17 protein-coding genes and 2 tRNA genes are annotated in these 16,496 nt (G+C 65.7%); 11 read left to right on the top strand and 8 right to left on the bottom strand.

Features of this window, described 5'->3' with window-relative positions:
* Position 1 precedes the first annotated feature (1 nt).
* A complete protein-coding gene (gene pgsA, locus EV283_RS08200; protein WP_056419973.1) occupies positions 2–553 on the bottom strand; it encodes a CDP-diacylglycerol--glycerol-3-phosphate 3-phosphatidyltransferase in 552 nt (183 codons plus the stop codon).
* Positions 554–668: 115 nt separating this feature from the next.
* Between pgsA and EV283_RS08195 the strand changes: the two genes are divergently transcribed.
* Positions 669–1,994, top strand: a complete 1,326-nt coding sequence (locus EV283_RS08195; protein ID WP_130324340.1) for an MFS transporter — start codon at positions 669–671, stop codon at positions 1,992–1,994.
* 39 nt (positions 1,995–2,033) lie between these two features.
* Here EV283_RS08195 and EV283_RS19100 read toward each other — a convergent pair whose 3' ends face one another.
* The gene (locus EV283_RS19100; RefSeq protein ID WP_165391721.1) at positions 2,034–2,198 is read right to left on the bottom strand and encodes a hypothetical protein; all 165 of its coding nucleotides are present in this window, start codon (positions 2,196–2,198) and stop codon (positions 2,034–2,036) included.
* A gap of 194 nt (positions 2,199–2,392) precedes the next feature.
* Between EV283_RS19100 and EV283_RS08190 the strand changes: the two genes are divergently transcribed.
* The 3 genes from EV283_RS08190 (at position 2,393) to EV283_RS08180 (ending at position 6,588) form a co-directional block, all read left to right on the top strand.
* Positions 2,393–3,511 (top strand): DUF47 family protein, encoded by a 1,119-nt coding sequence (locus tag EV283_RS08190; protein ID WP_130324338.1) that lies wholly within the window; start codon positions 2,393–2,395, stop codon positions 3,509–3,511.
* A gap of 168 nt (positions 3,512–3,679) precedes the next feature.
* Positions 3,680–4,678, top strand: coding sequence for an inorganic phosphate transporter (locus EV283_RS08185; RefSeq protein ID WP_056419981.1), 999 nt, complete (start codon positions 3,680–3,682; stop codon positions 4,676–4,678).
* A 104-nt stretch (positions 4,679–4,782) separates the two neighbouring features.
* Positions 4,783–6,588 carry an autotransporter domain-containing protein gene (locus EV283_RS08180; RefSeq protein WP_130324336.1) on the top strand — a complete coding sequence of 602 codons (1,806 nt, stop codon included), beginning with the start codon at positions 4,783–4,785 and terminating at the stop codon, positions 6,586–6,588.
* Positions 6,589–6,704: 116 nt separating this feature from the next.
* Here EV283_RS08180 and EV283_RS08175 read toward each other — a convergent pair.
* Positions 6,705–6,780 (bottom strand) — tRNA-Ala (locus EV283_RS08175).
* Positions 6,781–6,863: 83 nt separating this feature from the next.
* Positions 6,864–7,190, bottom strand: a complete 327-nt coding sequence (locus EV283_RS08170) for a TIGR02300 family protein (protein WP_031395784.1) — start codon at positions 7,188–7,190, stop codon at positions 6,864–6,866.
* 99 nt (positions 7,191–7,289) lie between these two features.
* Here EV283_RS08170 and aroA point away from each other — a divergent pair, with 99 nt between their 5' ends.
* Together aroA and cmk are read left to right on the top strand one after the other, a co-directional pair.
* The gene (aroA, locus tag EV283_RS08165) at positions 7,290–8,624 is read left to right on the top strand and encodes a 3-phosphoshikimate 1-carboxyvinyltransferase (protein ID WP_130324334.1); all 1,335 of its coding nucleotides are present in this window, start codon (positions 7,290–7,292) and stop codon (positions 8,622–8,624) included.
* A 1-nt stretch (position 8,625) separates the two neighbouring features.
* The gene (gene cmk / locus EV283_RS08160; protein WP_130324332.1) at positions 8,626–9,261 is read left to right on the top strand and encodes a (d)CMP kinase; all 636 of its coding nucleotides are present in this window, start codon (positions 8,626–8,628) and stop codon (positions 9,259–9,261) included.
* Between the two features lie 244 nt (positions 9,262–9,505).
* Here the strand turns inward: cmk and EV283_RS08155 are convergent, their stop codons facing one another.
* A complete protein-coding gene (locus tag EV283_RS08155; RefSeq protein ID WP_130324330.1) occupies positions 9,506–9,763 on the bottom strand; it encodes a SemiSWEET family transporter in 258 nt (85 codons plus the stop codon).
* Positions 9,764–10,039: 276 nt separating this feature from the next.
* Between EV283_RS08155 and rpsA the strand changes: the two genes are divergently transcribed.
* The 5 genes from rpsA (at position 10,040) to EV283_RS08130 (ending at position 14,260) form a co-directional block, all read left to right on the top strand.
* Positions 10,040–11,758 (top strand): 30S ribosomal protein S1, encoded by a 1,719-nt coding sequence (gene rpsA / locus EV283_RS08150; RefSeq protein ID WP_130324328.1) that lies wholly within the window; start codon positions 10,040–10,042, stop codon positions 11,756–11,758.
* Positions 11,759–11,918: 160 nt separating this feature from the next.
* Entirely contained in the window at positions 11,919–12,197 is a 279-nt protein-coding gene (gene ihfB / locus EV283_RS08145) for an integration host factor subunit beta (protein ID WP_055879632.1), read from the top strand.
* A 94-nt stretch (positions 12,198–12,291) separates the two neighbouring features.
* Positions 12,292–12,375 (top strand) — tRNA-Leu (locus EV283_RS08140).
* Between the two features lie 44 nt (positions 12,376–12,419).
* Entirely contained in the window at positions 12,420–13,829 is a 1,410-nt protein-coding gene (locus EV283_RS08135; protein ID WP_242615861.1) for an ABC transporter substrate-binding protein, read from the top strand.
* A 5-nt stretch (positions 13,830–13,834) separates the two neighbouring features.
* The gene (locus EV283_RS08130) at positions 13,835–14,260 is read left to right on the top strand and encodes a DUF4112 domain-containing protein (protein WP_130324326.1); all 426 of its coding nucleotides are present in this window, start codon (positions 13,835–13,837) and stop codon (positions 14,258–14,260) included.
* 29 nt (positions 14,261–14,289) lie between these two features.
* Here the strand turns inward: EV283_RS08130 and EV283_RS08125 are convergent, their stop codons facing one another.
* Genes EV283_RS08125 through nadC form a run of 3 tightly spaced genes read right to left on the bottom strand, consistent with a single transcriptional unit; the run spans position 14,290 to position 16,376 of the window.
* Positions 14,290–15,006 (bottom strand): ribonuclease T, encoded by a 717-nt coding sequence (locus tag EV283_RS08125; RefSeq protein ID WP_130324324.1) that lies wholly within the window; start codon positions 15,004–15,006, stop codon positions 14,290–14,292.
* Positions 14,996–15,469 carry a hypothetical protein gene (locus EV283_RS08120; protein WP_130324322.1) on the bottom strand — a complete coding sequence of 158 codons (474 nt, stop codon included), beginning with the start codon at positions 15,467–15,469 and terminating at the stop codon, positions 14,996–14,998. The genes EV283_RS08125 and EV283_RS08120 overlap by 11 nt, the downstream gene beginning before the upstream one ends.
* A gap of 58 nt (positions 15,470–15,527) precedes the next feature.
* The gene (gene nadC / locus EV283_RS08115) at positions 15,528–16,376 is read right to left on the bottom strand and encodes a carboxylating nicotinate-nucleotide diphosphorylase (protein ID WP_130324320.1); all 849 of its coding nucleotides are present in this window, start codon (positions 16,374–16,376) and stop codon (positions 15,528–15,530) included.
* Between the last annotated feature and the right edge of the window lie 120 nt (positions 16,377–16,496).

Below are 16,496 nucleotides of genomic sequence, written 5' to 3'. Positions count from 1 at the left end.
CTCAGTCCATGTGCTTCAGGCCGACGCGGAGATAATCCCATCCGGTCAGCACGGTAAGGACGGCCGCGCCCCAGAGCGCGACGATGCCGACATTATGCACCCAGGCCATATCGGGCACCGCACCGCCGAGAATGATTCCGCCAAGCGACACGAGTTGCAGCGTCGTCTTCCACTTCGCCAATTGCGAGACGGGCACCGACACCTGCACCTGCGCCAGGAACTCGCGCAAACCCGACACCGCGATCTCACGCAGCAGGATCACCAGCGCGGCGATCACGTGGACGCCGGGAATGTCGCGCGTGCCCACCAGAATCAGGATCACCGCGGCGACCATGATTTTGTCCGCAATCGGATCGAGGAAAATCCCGAGCCGCGACACCGCACCGCTCGACCGCGCGAGATAGCCGTCGAAATAGTCGGTGATGCCCATCAGGCAGTAGAGCACGAAGGCGATGCCATAGCCCGCCTCCCAGTCGGGCCACCACAGGAACCAGACCAGCAGGGGCACCGCGACGATCCGCGACAATGTCAGGAGGTTAGGCAAGCTTAGCACCCACCACCTCTATACCGGTCGGTCGCGGGGCGAAACCGGTTTAAGCGTTGGCGCGACGATGACGCTAGGCTAAGGGTTTCGCGTATTTTCGCAACGATCAGGGCTATTTCTCGTCATGCTCAATGCCCTTGGGTTGCTGAAGCAACGTCGCTTCCTGCCCCTGTTCACGACGCAGTTTCTCGGTGCGTTCAACGATAACCTGTTCAAGACCTCGATGGTCCTGTTCGCCACCTATGCCGTCTTCAACGATCCGAAGATGGAGGCCAATTTCAACGCGTTGGCGACAGGGCTCGGCATCCTGCCATTCTTCCTGCTGTCCGCGCTCGCGGGGCAATTGGCGGACAGCCACGACAAGGCGCGAATCATCCGGATCGTGAAGACGGTCGAGATCGGCATCATGCTGCTCGGCGCGACCGGCCTGATGGTCGCGCGCGCTGGCCACCCGAGCCTCGGGATCGGGCTGATGCTCGGCGCGGTACTGTGTCTCGGCGTCCATTCGACCTTTTTCGGCCCGATCAAATACGCGATCCTGCCGCAGCATCTGGCCCCAGGCGACGTGCTCGGCGGCACCGGACTGGTCGAGGCAGGCACCTATCTCGCGATCCTGCTGGGTACCGTGACCGCGGGTTGGATCCCGATCGAGGGCGCCGCCGCCAGCGTCCTGATCGTCGCGGTGATCGGCTGGTTCTCCGGCCGCCAGGTCCCGCCCGCCCCGCGCGAGGGGCCACCGCTCAAACTCGACTACAACCCGTTCACCGCGTCGTGGCGGTTGATCAGCGCGACGCTGCACATTCCGCGGCTGTTCCTCGCAATCATCGCGATCAGCTTCTTCTGGACGATCGGCGCGGTGCTGATCATCGTCTTCCCGCCGCTGGTGAAGAACGTGCTGACCGCCGACGAGCGCGTCGCGAGCTTCGTGATCGCGGTCTTCTCGGTCGGGGTCGCGATCGGGTCGGTGGTCATCAACTCGATGCTCCGCGGGCGCATCTCGGCGAAGTTCTCACCCGCGTCGGTGATCGCGATGGGCGGCTTCGTCGTGCTGTTCTCGTTCCTCGCGCGGAACTGGACACCTGCGCCGCCGGGGCAGTTCTACGACTGGGCGGGGTTCATCCGCCAGCCAGGCGCGATACCCGTGCTGGCGACGCTGCTGGCCATCGCGATCACCGGCGGGATGTTCGTCGTGCCGCTCTACGCGTTCCTGACGACGACGGTCGAACGCGACCAAACCGCGCGGACGGTGGCGGCGAACAACGTGGTCAATTCGGGCGCGATGACGATCGGTTCGATCCTGGTCATCGGCATCACCGCGCTGGGCGTGACGCCGGAGAACATGCTGTTCCTGGTCGCTGCGATGTGCCTCGTCTCGGCGTGGCTGGCGCAGAAGCTGCACCTTGCCTGCGACGATGACGCGAGCGGATGCCTGCCAGGGCTTCACCACTAGGCGGATTGCGACGTGAGGCGGCCGACAGACCGTCTGCGCTCACAGAAAGAAGCTGTAGAAGCAGGTAAAGAACGCGGCGAAGCTTAGCAGAAACAGCTTGATGTCATGATCGTCGTCGCTGGACTTCGCGGCTACAGGCGGCGGCAATGCGCGGCGCAGCGGATGGCGGGCGGCTTCGTTGGTGAGGACTAGGCGTCTGGTCATGATGCAAACGTTAACGCCGCGTTTACTAAATCGACCAGCGCCAAAAATGGTTAAGCCCGCGCCGTCCGGGAATGGGACGGAATCGCCGCGCCGGACGCCGCACCAAAGCCGTCCGCCGCCCCCTGTTCCGGACCCGCCCTGCCGTATAAGCTCGCGCGAATCGCCGCGACTCTGCGGGGCAAAGGATCAGATTTATCCAGCAGATTGCGGCACTTCCCTACATCATCGACAGCGACGGCCATGCCCGCGTGATGCTGATCACCTCACGCGATACCGGTCGCTGGGTGATCCCCAAGGGCAATCCCATCGTCGGGCTCGCCAGCCACGAGGCTGCCGCGCAGGAAGCGTATGAGGAAGCGGGGATTCGCGGCATCCCCTGCCCCACCGCGGTCGGCGAGTTCGGCTACCGCAAACGGCGTCGCACCGGCCGGTACCGCGACATGATCGTGACGGTGTTTCCGCTCGCCTTTGTCGAGCAACTCGACGACTGGCCCGAGCGGCATCAACGCGACACGCGCTGGTTTACGCTTGATCGTGCGGCGGAGGCTGTCAATGAGCCCGGCCTGAAGGCGCTTATCGCTGCCTTCCGCGAGCCGCCGATCCCGGCGACGCTCGCGCAACGTATCTTACCCGTCGTACGCACGAGTGCGAAAAGGAGAATTCCGATGCTGGGCTGGTTCCAGTCGCTGATGCCGAAGCAGGGACGGTTCTTCGAACTGTTCGACGCGCATGCCGCGACGCTGGTCGCCGGTGCCGATGCGCTCGCACGGCTGCTGCACGGCGAAGGCTCGATCGAGGGGCAGATCGCCGAGATCGTCAAGCGCGAGCACGAGGCCGACGATATCACGCGCGAGGTGTTGCAGGACGTCCGCCGCGTGTTCGTGACGCCGTTCGACCGCAGCGCGATCACCGACCTGATCGGCGTGATGGACGACGCGATCGACCAGATGAACGGCACCGCCAACGCGATCGCGCTGTACGAGGTGACCGAGTTCTCGGCCCAGATGCGCGACATGGCGGGCATCATCGTCGAGGCCGCACGGATCACCGCCGAGGCGATCCCGCTGCTCCGCTCGCTGGGCACCAATGCCGGCCGGTTGCACGACCTGACCGCGCGGCTGATCCAGATCGAGGGGCATGCCGACGACATCCACGACACCGGCCTGCGCGCGCTGTTCCAGGCCTCGAAGATCAGCGCGGACCCGATGACGTTCATCATCAACCGCGAAATCTACAGCAGCCTGGAAAAGATCGTCGACCGCTTCGAAGACGTCGCGAACGAGATCCAGGGGCTGGTCATCGACCATGCTTGAACCGTCGCTTGAGTCCGCGACCTCCCATGGAGCTCCCCCCCGGCGAAGGCCGGGGCCCAATTGGGGGACGGCCATAACGTATGGCGGCGTTGCGTTACTGCGACCTTGCCAATTGGACCCCAACCTTCGCCGGGGGGGTGGCATGGTAACGGATAGGGCAGCAGCCGCATGATCCTCTCCCTTCCCCTCCTCATCGGCCTCATCGGCATAGCGCTGCTGTTCGACTTCCTGAACGGCCTGCACGATGCGGCGAACTCGATCGCCACCGTCGTCTCCACGCGCGTCCTCAAGCCGCAATACGCCGTCCTTTGGGCCGCCTTTTTCAACTTCATCGCGTTCGCGGTCTTCGGCCTGCACGTCGCGCAGACCGTCGGCACCGGGATCGTCCAGGCGCATGTCATCGATGCGCAGGTGATCTTCGCCGCGCTGATGGGCGCGATCGCGTGGAACGTCATCACCTGGGTACTGGGCATCCCGTCGAGCAGCAGCCACGCACTGATTGGTGGCCTGCTGGGGGCCGGCATCGCCAAGATCGGCTTCGGCGCGATCGTGTGGAGCGGCGTCATCAAGACCGTCGTCGCGATCTTCGCCTCGCCCGCGATCGGCCTGATGCTCGCCCTCGTGCTGGTGCTGCTCGTCGCCTGGACCAGCCTGAGGCTCACCCCGCTCGGCGTCGACAAGCGTTTCCGCAAGCTCCAGCTGATCTCGGCCGCGCTCTACTCGCTCGGCCACGGCGGCAACGACGCGCAAAAGACGATGGGGATCATCGCGGTGCTGCTCTATTCGCAGGGGCTGCTCGGTGGCACCTTCCACGTGCCGCTCTGGGTGGTGCTGTCGTGCCAGGCCGCGATGGCGCTCGGCACGCTGTCAGGTGGCTGGCGGATCGTCCACACGATGGGCTCGAAGATCACGCGGCTCACCCCGGCACAGGGCTTCTGTGCAGAGACCGGCGGTGCGATCACGCTGTTCGCCGCGACCTTCTGGGGCATCCCGGTATCGTCGACCCATACCATCACCGGCTCGATCGTCGGCGTCGGCGCCGCGCGGCGCCTGTCCGCCGTCCGCTGGAACATCGCCAGCAACATCGTCGTCGCCTGGACGCTGACGCTGCCCGCGGCCGGGCTGATCGGCGCGGGGACGTATCTGCTGGTCGGACTGTTCGTCTGAACGGTTTGACCCCCAAACTCAGTCTATTGACGCAATCGTAAAGCCCTACGACACTCCCCGGCGAGCGAAGGACAGTGATCCTTCGCCGCCAGGGAGAGGGTATCATGAAGACGACCTATACGGCGTTGCTGTTGGGGACCGCGCTGAGCATCGCGAGTCCGGGCCACGCACAGACCGCCAGTACAACGACCAACGCAACCAGCGCGTCGGGCAGCGAACCCTATAACCGCATGGTGGTGTTCGGCGACAGCCTCGCCGACGGCGGCTATTACCTGACGCTCGACCCGCGCCTGGCGCGCGACGCGGGCAGCTTCACGACCAACCCCGATCCGGTCGCGCCCGAAGTGCTCGCCGCGCGACTCGGACTCCCGCTGGATCCGGTCTATGGCAAGGGCGGGACCAACTATGCGGTCGGCGGCGCGCGCGTCACCGCCGCCAACGCGCTGTCGATCCCGGTCACGACGCAGATCACCAATTTCCTCGCCGCAGGCGGCACCTTCGGCGCACACGATCTCGTCTATATCCAGGGCGGCGGGAACGACTATTTCGCGTTCCAGGCGGGGGGCAGCACCAATACCGCGATCCTGACGACCGCAGCGACTCAGCTCGCGGCGCAGGTCAGCCGGCTCCAGGCCGCGGGTGCGAGCCGGATCGTGACGCTCGCGGTCCAGTCGGGCGGTGCGGCCGGGCTGCAGCTGTTCAACCGGACCTATGGCGCGGCGCTGGCGGCGGCGAACGTCAACGCGCTGTATTTCGATACCGACCGGCTGTTCGGCGAGCTCGTCGCGAGCCCCGCGACCTATGGCTACACGAATATCACCGGCGTCGCGTGCACGGTGCCCTCCTCGCTGGCCTGCACCCGCGCGACGCTCGTCTCGCCCGACGCCAACGAGACGTATATTCTCGCCGACAGCGTCCACCCGTCGGGCAAGACGCAGCGGATTCAGGGCCAGGCGATCGCCAGCCTCGTCCAGGCCCCCGACCAGATCGCCGGGCTCGGCTATGCCGCGCAGGCGATGTTCCGCGGCCAGCGCGACCTGATCGAAGCGGCAGAGCGTGGCGGCGCGCAACGCGACGGCCAGGCGCTGTCGGTGTTCGGCAGTGCCGGCTATCATTATTATGCGAGCGGCAATTCGGCGCAGCGAGTCGGCGTCACTGAGCGCGGCTTCAGCGGCACCGCAGGCGCCGACCTCGCGATCGGCGATGCGTCCGGAGTCGGCGTAGCCGGCGGCTATTCGGACGGCACGGGCGATTTCAAGACCGGCGCCGGCACCTACAAGCCGCGCGCCTGGTCGATCAGCGGCTACGCACGCGGCGAGCTCGGCCCGGTACGCCTGCTCGCGGACGGGACCTATGGCGAGATCGACTATCGCCATATCCGCCGCAGCGTTCAGCTCGGACCTGCCCTGCGCACGCATGAGGGCGAAACCGACGGCACCTATGTCGCCGGACGGGTCACCGCCGCGTTCGACCTGATCACGCGTGGTGGCGTAGCGTTCGGCCCCGACCTCGCCGCACAATATGACCGCGTCCGTATTGCGGGCTATGCAGAGACCGGCGGCCTCTCGACCGCGGCAACGTTCGGGAAGCAGGAGATCAAGAGCCTTACCGGCCGTTTCGGCGCGGTGATTCGCACGGTACCGGGCTCCCCGGTGCGCTTCTTCGCGCGCGCCGGCTATGAGCGCGAGTTCGACGACGACCCGCGGACGCTGACGATGACGCCGACCGGCGCGCCAATCAGCTTCACGAGCACGGTGGAGCGCGCCGATCGCAACTATATGAGCTATGCGATGGGCGTCGACGGCACCGTCGCCGGACAATTGTCGCTTCGCGCGGGTGTCGCAGGGTACGCGCTACGCGACGATCGCGACAGCGTGACGGCGTTCGCCGGGCTATCGGCCGCGTTCTAGAGATGATGCTGGTTCGGGATGTGGAAAGTCTGCATCCCGGACAGTGCCCGCGCTGGCCAATGGCCTAACCGATGCTATCTGGGACACCGATCCTTTGGACCGATCATCAACGGAAATGGTGGAGCCGAGGGGGATCGAACCCCTGACCTTTCGCATGCCATGCGAACGCTCTCCCAGCTGAGCTACGGCCCCATTCCCGTTGGGAGGCGGCTCACTAACCGGAGCCGCCCGGGTTGGCAAGCGGCGTTAAACACCGCTTGCCAAATTTATTCGAATTACCGCTCGTGTTCGTCCTGCGGCGTCTCGACGCCGAGGTCGTCGTCGCCGCCCAGATCGACTTCGTCGTCCGCGGACGGCTCTTCGTCCTCGCCGGTGATCGAGGCAATATCCTCTTCCTCGTCACCCTCGAGATCCGCGTCGGGCTTCTTGGTGTCGGGCTTGGCGACCTCGAACGGCAGCGGCTGCTTCGACTTCAGGATAGGCTCGGGCTCCCACGCATAGCCGCATTCGATGCAGGTCACGGGGTCGGCTTTTTCGAGGTCGTAGAAACGCGTCGCGCATTTCGGGCACGAACGCTTCGTGCCCCATTCCGGCTTGATCATGCCGATAGAACCTTTCGGATGAATGGATTGCGGGGGGATACCCTCGCAAAGTGGGCGCGCCTTGCCATAGCGCAAGGCCACTGTCAAAAGCCCGGGCCCATGACACACCCCCTCCCCCAGCCGCTCGACGTGGTCGCGCGCGGTCCCCTGACCGGTTCGATCGCGGTTCCCGGCGACAAGTCGATCAGCCACCGCGCGCTGATGTTCGCCAGCCTCGCGGTCGGCACCAGCCGGATCACCGGGCTGCTGGAGGGTGAGGACGTGCTCGCCACCGCGGCGGCGATGCGCGCGATGGGCGCGACGATCGAGCGGCAGGACGACGGCATCTGGGTCGTCGACGGCGTCGGCGTCGGCGGACTGCTCCAGCCCGAGACCGCGCTGGAGATGGGGAATTCGGGCACCTCGACGCGGCTGCTGATGGGGCTCGTCTCCAGCCATCCGATCACCTGCACCTTTACCGGCGACGCCTCGCTGTCAGGCCGGCCGATGGGCCGCGTGATCGAGCCGCTGTCGCAGATGGGCGCGGACATCACCGCGTCCCCCGGCGGCAAGCTGCCGCTGATGGTCCGCGGGATCTGCCCCGCAGTGCCGATCAGCTACACGCTGCCGGTCGCCTCGGCGCAGGTGAAGTCGGCCATCTTGCTGGCGGGACTCAACACGCCCGGCATCACCACGGTCATCGAGCCGGTCGCGACGCGCGATCACAGCGAGCGGATGCTGACCGGGTTCGGCGCGAAGCTGACCGTCGAGGAAACCGAGGCGGGCCGCGTGATCTCGATCACCGGCGAAGCGGAGCTTGCGCCGCAGGATATCGTCGTGCCGGGCGATCCGTCGTCCTCGGCCTTCTGGCTGGTCGCGGCGTCGATCGTGCCGGGGTCCGATATCATCGTGCGCAATGTCGGGCTGAACCCGACTCGGATCGGCATCGTCACCGCGCTGCGCATGATGGGCGCGGATATCACCGAGCTCGACCCGCGCACCGTCGGTGGCGAGCCGGTTGCCGACCTGCGGGTCCGGCACGCACCCCTGACCGCGATCGAGGTGCCGGCCGATCTGGCGCCGAGCATGATCGACGAATATCCGGTGCTGTTCGTCGCTGCGGCGTTCGCGACCGGCACGACGGTCGCCCGCGGTGCGCACGAGCTGCGCGTCAAGGAATCGGACCGGATCACGACGATGCGGATCGCGCTGGAGGCGTGCGGCGTGGCCTGCGAGGAATTTGAGGACGGCATGGCGATCACAGGTTCGGGCGGCGCGGCGATTCGCGGTGGCGCTCGGGTGGCCTCGAAACTCGATCATCGCATCGCAATGAGCATGGTGGTGGCTGGACTTGGGAGCGACGAGCCCGTCACGATCGATGATGTATCGCCGGTGGCGACGAGCTACCCCGTGTTCTTCCGGTCGCTCGACGCGCTTACCGGCCAGGGGAATTAAGATGATCATCGCAGTCGACGGCCCGGCGGCATCGGGCAAGGGCACGATCGCGCGCGCCTTGGCCAAGCATTACAAGCTTCCCTATCTCGACACCGGGCTGCTGTACCGCGCAGTCGCGTTGAACGTGGCGCGGATGGGGCTCGATCCCGAGAACGAAGCCGACTCGGTCGCGGCCTGCGATTTCGACGATGCGATGATGACCGATCCGGCGTTGCGCGACGACGATATCGGGGCGCTGGCCTCGATCGTGTCGGCGCACCCGCTGGTCCGCGCGGCGCTGATGCAGCGGCAGAAGCGGTTCGCGGCGCAGGAGGGCGGCGCGATTCTCGACGGTCGGGACATCGGCACGGTGATCGCGCCGGATGCGGACGCCAAGCTGTTCGTGAAGGCGACCCCGAACATCCGCGCGCAGCGGCGGCATGCCGAGTTGCAGGCGCGCGGCGGGACGGCGAGCAAGGATCGCGTACTGGCGGACATCCGCGCCCGCGACGCCCGCGACAGCGGCCGCTCGACTGCGCCGCTGGTGATGGCGGCGGATGCGGCGCTGCTCGATACGAGTTTCCTGTCGATCGAGGCGTCGGTGCAGCGGGCGGTGGCGCTGGTCGAGGCGCAGCGGGCGAAGAAGGCGGCGGTTTAAGCCTCTCCCCACCAGGCGACTAACTCCACCCCGGCGGAGGCCGGGGCCCAATTGGTAAGGTCGCGGTAAAGACGCTCTGTCCTGAACCAGTACCGTTCCCCAATTGGGCCCCGGCCTTCGCCGGGGTGGTACCTCTGTTGGGTTAGGGAAACCGTAAACCAACACTGTTTCCCCGCAAAGGCGGGAACCCAGACTGGGCTCCCGCCTCTGCGGGAGAACAAGTTGGTGGAGAGCCAGCGCCCCCTTAAAGCGCAGTCGCCAGCGTAATCGCCCCCAGCACAACGCCCGGAAAATTCGCCACCGCGATCGGCCAGTCGCGCTTCTTCTTCAGCACGCCATACGCCACCCAGAGCCCGCAATTGACCATCGTCGCGAACGGCTGAATGATCGAACCCTTCTGCCCGCCAAGGTTCAGCATGATCTGGTCGATATACGACAGATACATCACGATAGCCGTCGCCGTGGCGATCCAGCCCAGCACGAGAATGCCGCGTTCGCTCAAATCTTCGCTCCTGTTGTGAGCAGCCCCTAACGCCGCAGCGGCGAACTTGCTCCGAGACGTGGTTTCCGCTACACGGAAGCGTCCGGCGAGCGATGCTCGTGGAGGAAGGCGCGGAGACCTGTGAGTCTCACGCGCCGTTTTCGCATTCAGCGTCTACGTCCTCTGCGCCTCGTGCCGTCCGGATGCCGCGTTCGACGTTCGGTCGTCGCGGCAACGAAGGCCAAGACCAGCGGACCCAACCGCTTGGCCGGAAACAGACTAGGATTACTGAATTCTATGGCAACCCAGGTAATGCCGACCCGCGACGATTTCGCGGCGATGCTGAACGAAACGCTCGGCGACGCCGACAGCTTCGAGGGCCGCGTGGTGCATGGCACCGTGACCGGCATCGAGAACGACATGGCCGTCATCGACGTCGGTCTGAAGTCGGAAGGCCGCGTGCCGCTTCGCGAATTCGCAGCGCCGGGCCAGAAGGCCGATCTCAAGATCGGTGACGAAGTCGAAGTCTATGTCGACCGCGTCGAGAACGTGCACGGCGAAGCAATGCTCAGCCGCGATCGCGCCCGCCGCGAAGCCGCATGGGACAAGCTGGAAACCGAATTCTCGAAGACGACCCGCGTCGAGGGCGTGATCTTCGGCCGCGTGAAGGGTGGCTTCACCGTCGACCTGAACGGCGCCGTCGCGTTCCTGCCAGGCTCGCAGGTCGACATCCGCCCCGTGCGCGATGTCACCCCGCTGATGGACATCCCCCAGCCCTTCCAGATCCTGAAGATGGACCGCAAGCGCGGCAACATCGTCGTGTCGCGTCGCGCCGTTCTCGAAGAGACGCGCGCAGAGCAGCGTTCGGGCCTGATCCTGAGCCTCGCCGAGGGCCAGATCATCGACGGCGTCGTCAAGAACATCACCGATTACGGTGCGTTCGTTGACCTCGGCGGCATCGACGGCCTGCTGCACGTCACCGATCTCAGCTACAAGCGCGTCGGTCACCCGAGCGAAGTCCTGAACATCGGCGACACCGTCAAGGTGCAGATCATCCGCATCAACAAGGACACCCAGCGCATCAGCCTCGGCATGAAGCAGCTGGAGAGCGATCCCTGGGATGGCGCGATGGTCAAGTATCCGGTTGGCGCAAAGCTCACCGGCCGCGTCACGAACATCACCGAATATGGTGCGTTCGTCGAGCTGGAAGCGGGCATCGAAGGCCTCGTCCACGTGTCGGAAATGTCCTGGACCAAGAAGAACGTCCATCCGGGCAAGATCGTCAGCACGTCGCAGGAAGTCGACGTCATGGTCCTCGAAGTCGATTCCGAGAAGCGTCGCATCTCGCTCGGCCTCAAGCAGGCTCAGGCCAATCCGTGGGAGGCCTTCGCCGCCGCGCATCCGATCGGCTCGACCGTTGAGGGCGAAGTCAAGAACGCGACTGAGTTCGGTCTGTTCATCGGCCTCGACAACGACGTCGACGGCATGGTCCACATGTCCGACATCGCCTGGGGCGTTTCGGGCGAGGACGCGCTCAACCTGCATCGCAAGGGTGAGACCGTCGAGGCCGTCGTGCTCGACATCGACGCCGAGAAGGAGCGTATCTCGCTCGGCATGAAGCAGCTCGAGCGTGGCGGGCCTTCGGCTGGCGGCATCGCAGCAGCGGGCGACAAGCTGAACAAGAACGCGATCGTCACGGTCACCGTTCTCGAAGTCCGCGACGCGGGCCTCGAAGTACAGCAGGGCGACGATGGCGCGACCGGCTTCATCAAGCGCACGGATCTGGGTCGCGATCGCGACGAGCAGCGTCCGGAGCGTTTCCAGGTTGGCCAGAAGTTCGACGCGATGGTGACGGGCTTCGATCGTTCGAAGAAGCCGACCTTCTCGATCAAGGCAATGCAGATCTCGGAAGAGAAGCAGGCTGTCGCACAGTATGGTTCGTCGGATTCCGGCGCGACTCTGGGCAACATCTTGGGCGAAGCCTTGAAGGCTCGCACGGAAGCCGAAAAGAAGTAAGGTTAACGCCTTACCGATAAATTGGCCCGGCATGTCCCAAACATGCCGGGCTTTTTATTGCCTATTCCATTTTGGTTTTTCATTACGCTCGATTTAGTGCTAACGCTTCGCAAGTTGACTTACGTCAACAAGCGGAACTGCCAAACGAGCGGGAAAACGAATGATTCGATCTGAACTGGTCCTCAAGATCGCCGAGGCGCATCCGGACCTGCAACCGAACGAAGTCGAGTTGATCGTCAGCACGTTTTTCGACGAAATCTCGAAGCGCCTGGCGGCTGACGGCCGGGTCGAGCTGCGTGGCTTCGGCGCCTTCTCCACACGGGCACGCGATGCGCGCACCGGCCGCAACCCACGCACCGGCGAAGTCGTCGCGGTCGACGCAAAACGCGTTCCCTATTTCAAGCCTGGCAAGGAAATGCGTGCACGCCTGAACGTGTGACGCGCACCAATTTCCAGGATCCGGCGCCGTTCGGTCGAGTTTATACCCTTGATGGGTTGACCCGACGGACGGCGTCGTCTTGTTGGGGGTGTGTGCGGACGTGGCGAAACCGGTAGACGCAGGAGACTTAAAATCTCCCTCCCTAGGAGTGCGGGTTCGAGTCCCGCCGTCCGCACCAAAGCGGCTCTTTTCGTAAGCCTCTGCTTTGGGCTTGGCACAATATTGAGCGGATGCGATCAACGGCGTCCCGATACCGGCCCCGTCATCGTCAGCGCCATCGGCGCCCCGCCCCGTCTCGCCGATCCCCGCCGCCAGCCGATCGACACGCCGAGCCGCTTGCTCATCGACTCGACCGCGCAAGGCCTGGTCCGGTTCGACGCCGCAGGCCAGATCGAGCCCGGCCTGGCCGAGCGCTGGATCGTGATCGACGGCGGCATGAGCTATATCTTCCGCCTGCGCGAAGGCGATTGGGGCGACGGTACGCCCGTCACCGCCGATCAGGTCGTTGCGATCCTCAACCGCCAGATCGTATCCGGCTCGGGCAATCCGCTTGCACCGTTTCTCACCGCGATCGACGAGATCGTCGTGATGACCCCGCAGGTGATCGAAGTCCGGCTGGGCCGCCCGCGCCCCGACCTGCTCAAGCTGTTCGCGCAGCCCGAGCTGGCACTTCTCCGCGTGACGCCCGCCGGCGGAAGCGGACCGTTTCGAGTCGCCTCGCGCGGGCGGTCGCCGCTGCTGCGCCCCGCCTTCGATCCCAACCAGGCCGATCCCGAAGACCAGCGCGCGACCAGGCCCGAGGAGGATGTCCGGCTGATCGGTGAACGGGCAGCGCGCGCGATCGCACGATTCGCGCATCATGATTCGGATCTGGTCAGCGGTGGCAGCTTCGTCGACTGGCCCTTGCTGGCGACCGCCGAAGTGTCCCCGGCCAACCTCCGTGTCGATCCTGCCGCCGGACTGTTCGGACTCGCGATCGTGCGCCGCGATGGATTCCTCGCCGATGCCGCGAACCGCGAGGCGGTGGCGGAGGCGATCGACCGCACCGCGCTGACGACCGCGATCGCGCCGAACTGGGATGCAGCGGATCGTATCCTGCCCGATATCCTTGATTCCGCCGCGCTGCCGCAGGTTCCGGGCTGGACGCTACTGACGCAGGACGAGCGCCGGATCGCGGCGCGACAGCGGGTGGCCGCATGGTCGGGCGGACCGGTAACGCTCCGGATCGCGCTCCCGAGCGGCCCCGGTGCGACGTTGCTCTATGCGCAGGTCGCAGCCTCGCTGATCGCCGTCGGGATCACGCCTGAGCGCGTCGCACAGGATGCCGAAGCCGAGCTGATGCTGGTCGACGCGGTCGCGCCCTATGACAGCGCGCGCTGGTACCTCGCCACCGCATGCGTCCTGTGCGGAGACGCTGCGCAGGCAGCGATAACCGCCGCGCGCGAGGCACCGACCCTTGCCGACCGCGCCCGACGGATCGCCGAAGCGGATGCCGCGATGAACGCAGACGTCGCCTTCATCCCCCTCGCGCGGCCGCTCCGATGGTCGCTCGTGTCCACGCGGTTACGGCAGTGGCAGCCCAATGTCCGCGCCTGGCACCCGTTGAACCGGTTGCGCGCCGACACCAACTGATATCCATGACACAACGCCCGACACGCCTAGCGCCCGGATCGATCCTCGACACGCTACCGATGGGACGCGACGCCTTGTCGGTCCGCCGCCGGGTCGAGGCGATGGAGCGGGTCATGGAGGGGTTGTTCGTGATCCCCGGAACGAACCGCAAGGTCGGTCTCGACGTGATACTCGACATCATCCCCTTTGCCGGCAGCACGATCGCCGCGGCGGTCGGCGGCTGGATGGCGTGGGAAGCGCGCAACCTCGGCATGTCGAAGGTCCAGATGGCGCGGATGTTCGGCAATGTCGGCGTCGACTGGGCGCTGGGGATGATCCCGTTCGTCGGCGCGATCCCCGATTTTTTCTTCCGCTCGAACACGCGCAACCTGCGCATCATCAAGCGGCATCTCGACAAACATCACCCCTCGACCGCCACGCTCGACCTCTGAGTGCGTGACGGTCGAGGCGGCGGGGGCGACTAGCGCGCGCCGCGCCAGATCTTGAGCGGCGCGGCGGGGGCAAGCCCGCCCTGGTGAACCGGGCATCGGCGGTAGCGGAACCGACGATCGAGGCAGATCCAGATCTCGTCGAGCCAGCCCTGCTTCGTGGCGGTCACGCGCATCATGTCGGGCTTGAGCCCGGGATTGGCGCCGGCCATCAGCGCCGCGAACCGCGCCGCGGTCAGCGACGTGCGCGATGCTGCGTCCATGTCGGGAAATCGGAGCTTGCCGTACAACGCAGCAGACTGTGCGAAATACTGCGCCGGACGATAGCCGGGCATGCAGGTGCCGTGCTTAGCCCATTCGTGCTGCAGCAACTGCGCCGACGGCGTCGTGCACAGATGCGCCCGGATCACCGGCGGCGGGACGAATTCGGCCTCGCGACAATATTGCGGCCAGTCCTTGCCGACACCGTCGGGCCAGAGCCCGTGCAGCGTGAAACCGAACCGGTTTTCCGCCCCGCACTGGAACGCCGACCCCGGGCGATCACCATTGTCGCGGCAATATTGCGGGGCCCAGGTGATCGCGAGCGTATAGCTGCCGATCGGGATCACGCGCTTAGGCTGGCTCTCGGACGGCAGGTCCTGGTGGACTCGCTCGACCGAAGACGGTGCCGAGCATTGATAGGCCTGCGCGTGCGCCGCAACCGGTACCGCCAACACCGCGACGGCGGCGAGTGTCATCTTAACCGACATGCGGCACATCCCTGTCGCTGACATAGTCGTCACCCTCGTCGTCCATCTCGGGCGTCTCGCCAAACCATAGTTGCGCGTCGAATTTGAAGAGCATCACCGCCGCGGCGATGTAGAGCGCGTTGGCCAGCACCGACAGCGACAACGTCGTGCCGTTTACCGCGCGAGCCATCGCCAGCGTCCCCAGCGACAAAAGGATGCTGAGCGCGCCGATCACTGCGAACACCACGACGACCCATTTGGCGACGATGCTCGGGCGGCGTGCGGTGAAGTACCAGAGCAGCAGCGCGATCGCGATGCTCATCGCCTGCGTCGTCGGCAGGATCCACTCCGCCTTGGCCAGGATCGGATTGGCATGCAGGACCGCGGAACGCTGCGACCAGCTGACCGCGGAAGCGACGAGCCCCAGCACGAACGACGTAAGGTACAGCCGTTCGTACCAGCGTATGGATGGCGGTCTGTTCATAGTCTCGGCCCTTTGCGCGGTAGTGCGTCACGGACGCCACACCGCACTGCAACGGCGATCAAGCGGTCGTAAAATCCAGCCCTATATCCGCCGCGGGTGCGGACTGCGTCAAGCGGCCAACCGAGACATAGGTGACGCCGGTTTCGGCGATCGCCCGGATCGTCTCCAGGTTGACGCCGCCCGACGCCTCGGTCGGCACGCGTCCGGCGACGAGCGCGACCGCGCTGCGCAGGGTCGGCGGCGGCATGTTGTCGAGCAACAGGTGCGTCGCGCCCGCCGCGAGCGCGGGTTCGATCTGGTCGATCCGGTCGACCTCGACGATGATATGCGCGATCCCCGCGGCCTTGGCCCGGCGCACCGCCTCACTGACGCCGCCGGCGACCGCGACATGGTTGTCCTTGATCATCGCCGCGTCCCACAGCCCCATCCGGTGGTTCTGCGCACCGCCCACCCGCGTCGCGTATTTCTCAAGCACGCGCAGCCCGGGAATCGTCTTGCGCGTGTCGAGCAGGATCGCCCCTGTCCCCGCCATCGCGTCGACGTATTGACGCGTCATCGTCGCGATGCCCGACAGATGCTGGACGGTGTTGAGCGCCGAACGCTCCGCCGTCAGCAAGGCGCGCCCTGCTCCCTCCAGCCGAAGCAAGTCGGTGTCGGCGGCCACCGAGTCGCCGTCCTGTACCAGCCGTTCGATCCGGACATCGGAGTCGAGCGTGCGGAAAAAGGCTTCGGCAAGCGCCAGTCCAGCCACAACGATCGGATCGCGGCTGTCCATCACGCCGGTAAACCGCGCGTCCGCGGGGATGACGGCGACCGAGGTGATGTCGCCGATCGTCCCGAGATCCTCCGCCAGCGTCGCGGCGACGAACGCGGCAATATCGAACGAGTCGGGCAATGTTGCGTTCACCAAGGGTCTCCCAAATATCACCGGTCGGCGATGCCAGTTCCGGTGCCAAAAATCGCTGCTCCGGAACAGCGGATTTACGCCGGCGAGCAGCCCGTATAATATTTTACAAGGACCGGAACG

Origin of the sequence: Sphingomonas sp. BK036, assembly GCF_004216825.1 — a bacterium.
In the GTDB taxonomy this organism is placed as follows: domain Bacteria; phylum Pseudomonadota; class Alphaproteobacteria; order Sphingomonadales; family Sphingomonadaceae; genus Sphingomonas.
The sequence above is the reverse complement of the archived record's forward strand: the minus strand, read 5'-3'. Positions and strand labels throughout refer to the sequence as shown.

What these genes read in the sequence shown, in the direction of transcription:
- EV283_RS08195 (WP_130324340.1), top strand. Translation starts at nt 669, where the DNA reads ATGCTCAATGCCCTTGGGTTGCTGAAGCAACGTCGCTTCCTGCCCCTG.
- EV283_RS19100 (WP_165391721.1), bottom strand. Translation starts at nt 2,198, where the DNA reads ATGACCAGACGCCTAGTCCTCACCAACGAAGCCGCCCGCCATCCGCTG.
- EV283_RS08185 (WP_056419981.1), top strand. Translation starts at nt 3,680, where the DNA reads ATGATCCTCTCCCTTCCCCTCCTCATCGGCCTCATCGGCATAGCGCTG.
- EV283_RS08180 (WP_130324336.1), top strand. Translation starts at nt 4,783, where the DNA reads ATGAAGACGACCTATACGGCGTTGCTGTTGGGGACCGCGCTGAGCATC.
- EV283_RS08170 (WP_031395784.1), bottom strand. Translation starts at nt 7,190, where the DNA reads ATGATCAAGCCGGAATGGGGCACGAAGCGTTCGTGCCCGAAATGCGCG.
- aroA (WP_130324334.1), top strand. Translation starts at nt 7,290, where the DNA reads ATGACACACCCCCTCCCCCAGCCGCTCGACGTGGTCGCGCGCGGTCCC.
- cmk (WP_130324332.1), top strand. Translation starts at nt 8,626, where the DNA reads ATGATCATCGCAGTCGACGGCCCGGCGGCATCGGGCAAGGGCACGATC.
- rpsA (WP_130324328.1), top strand. Translation starts at nt 10,040, where the DNA reads ATGGCAACCCAGGTAATGCCGACCCGCGACGATTTCGCGGCGATGCTG.
- ihfB (WP_055879632.1), top strand. Translation starts at nt 11,919, where the DNA reads ATGATTCGATCTGAACTGGTCCTCAAGATCGCCGAGGCGCATCCGGAC.
- EV283_RS08130 (WP_130324326.1), top strand. Translation starts at nt 13,835, where the DNA reads ATGACACAACGCCCGACACGCCTAGCGCCCGGATCGATCCTCGACACG.
- EV283_RS08125 (WP_130324324.1), bottom strand. Translation starts at nt 15,006, where the DNA reads ATGTCGGTTAAGATGACACTCGCCGCCGTCGCGGTGTTGGCGGTACCG.
- EV283_RS08120 (WP_130324322.1), bottom strand. Translation starts at nt 15,469, where the DNA reads ATGAACAGACCGCCATCCATACGCTGGTACGAACGGCTGTACCTTACG.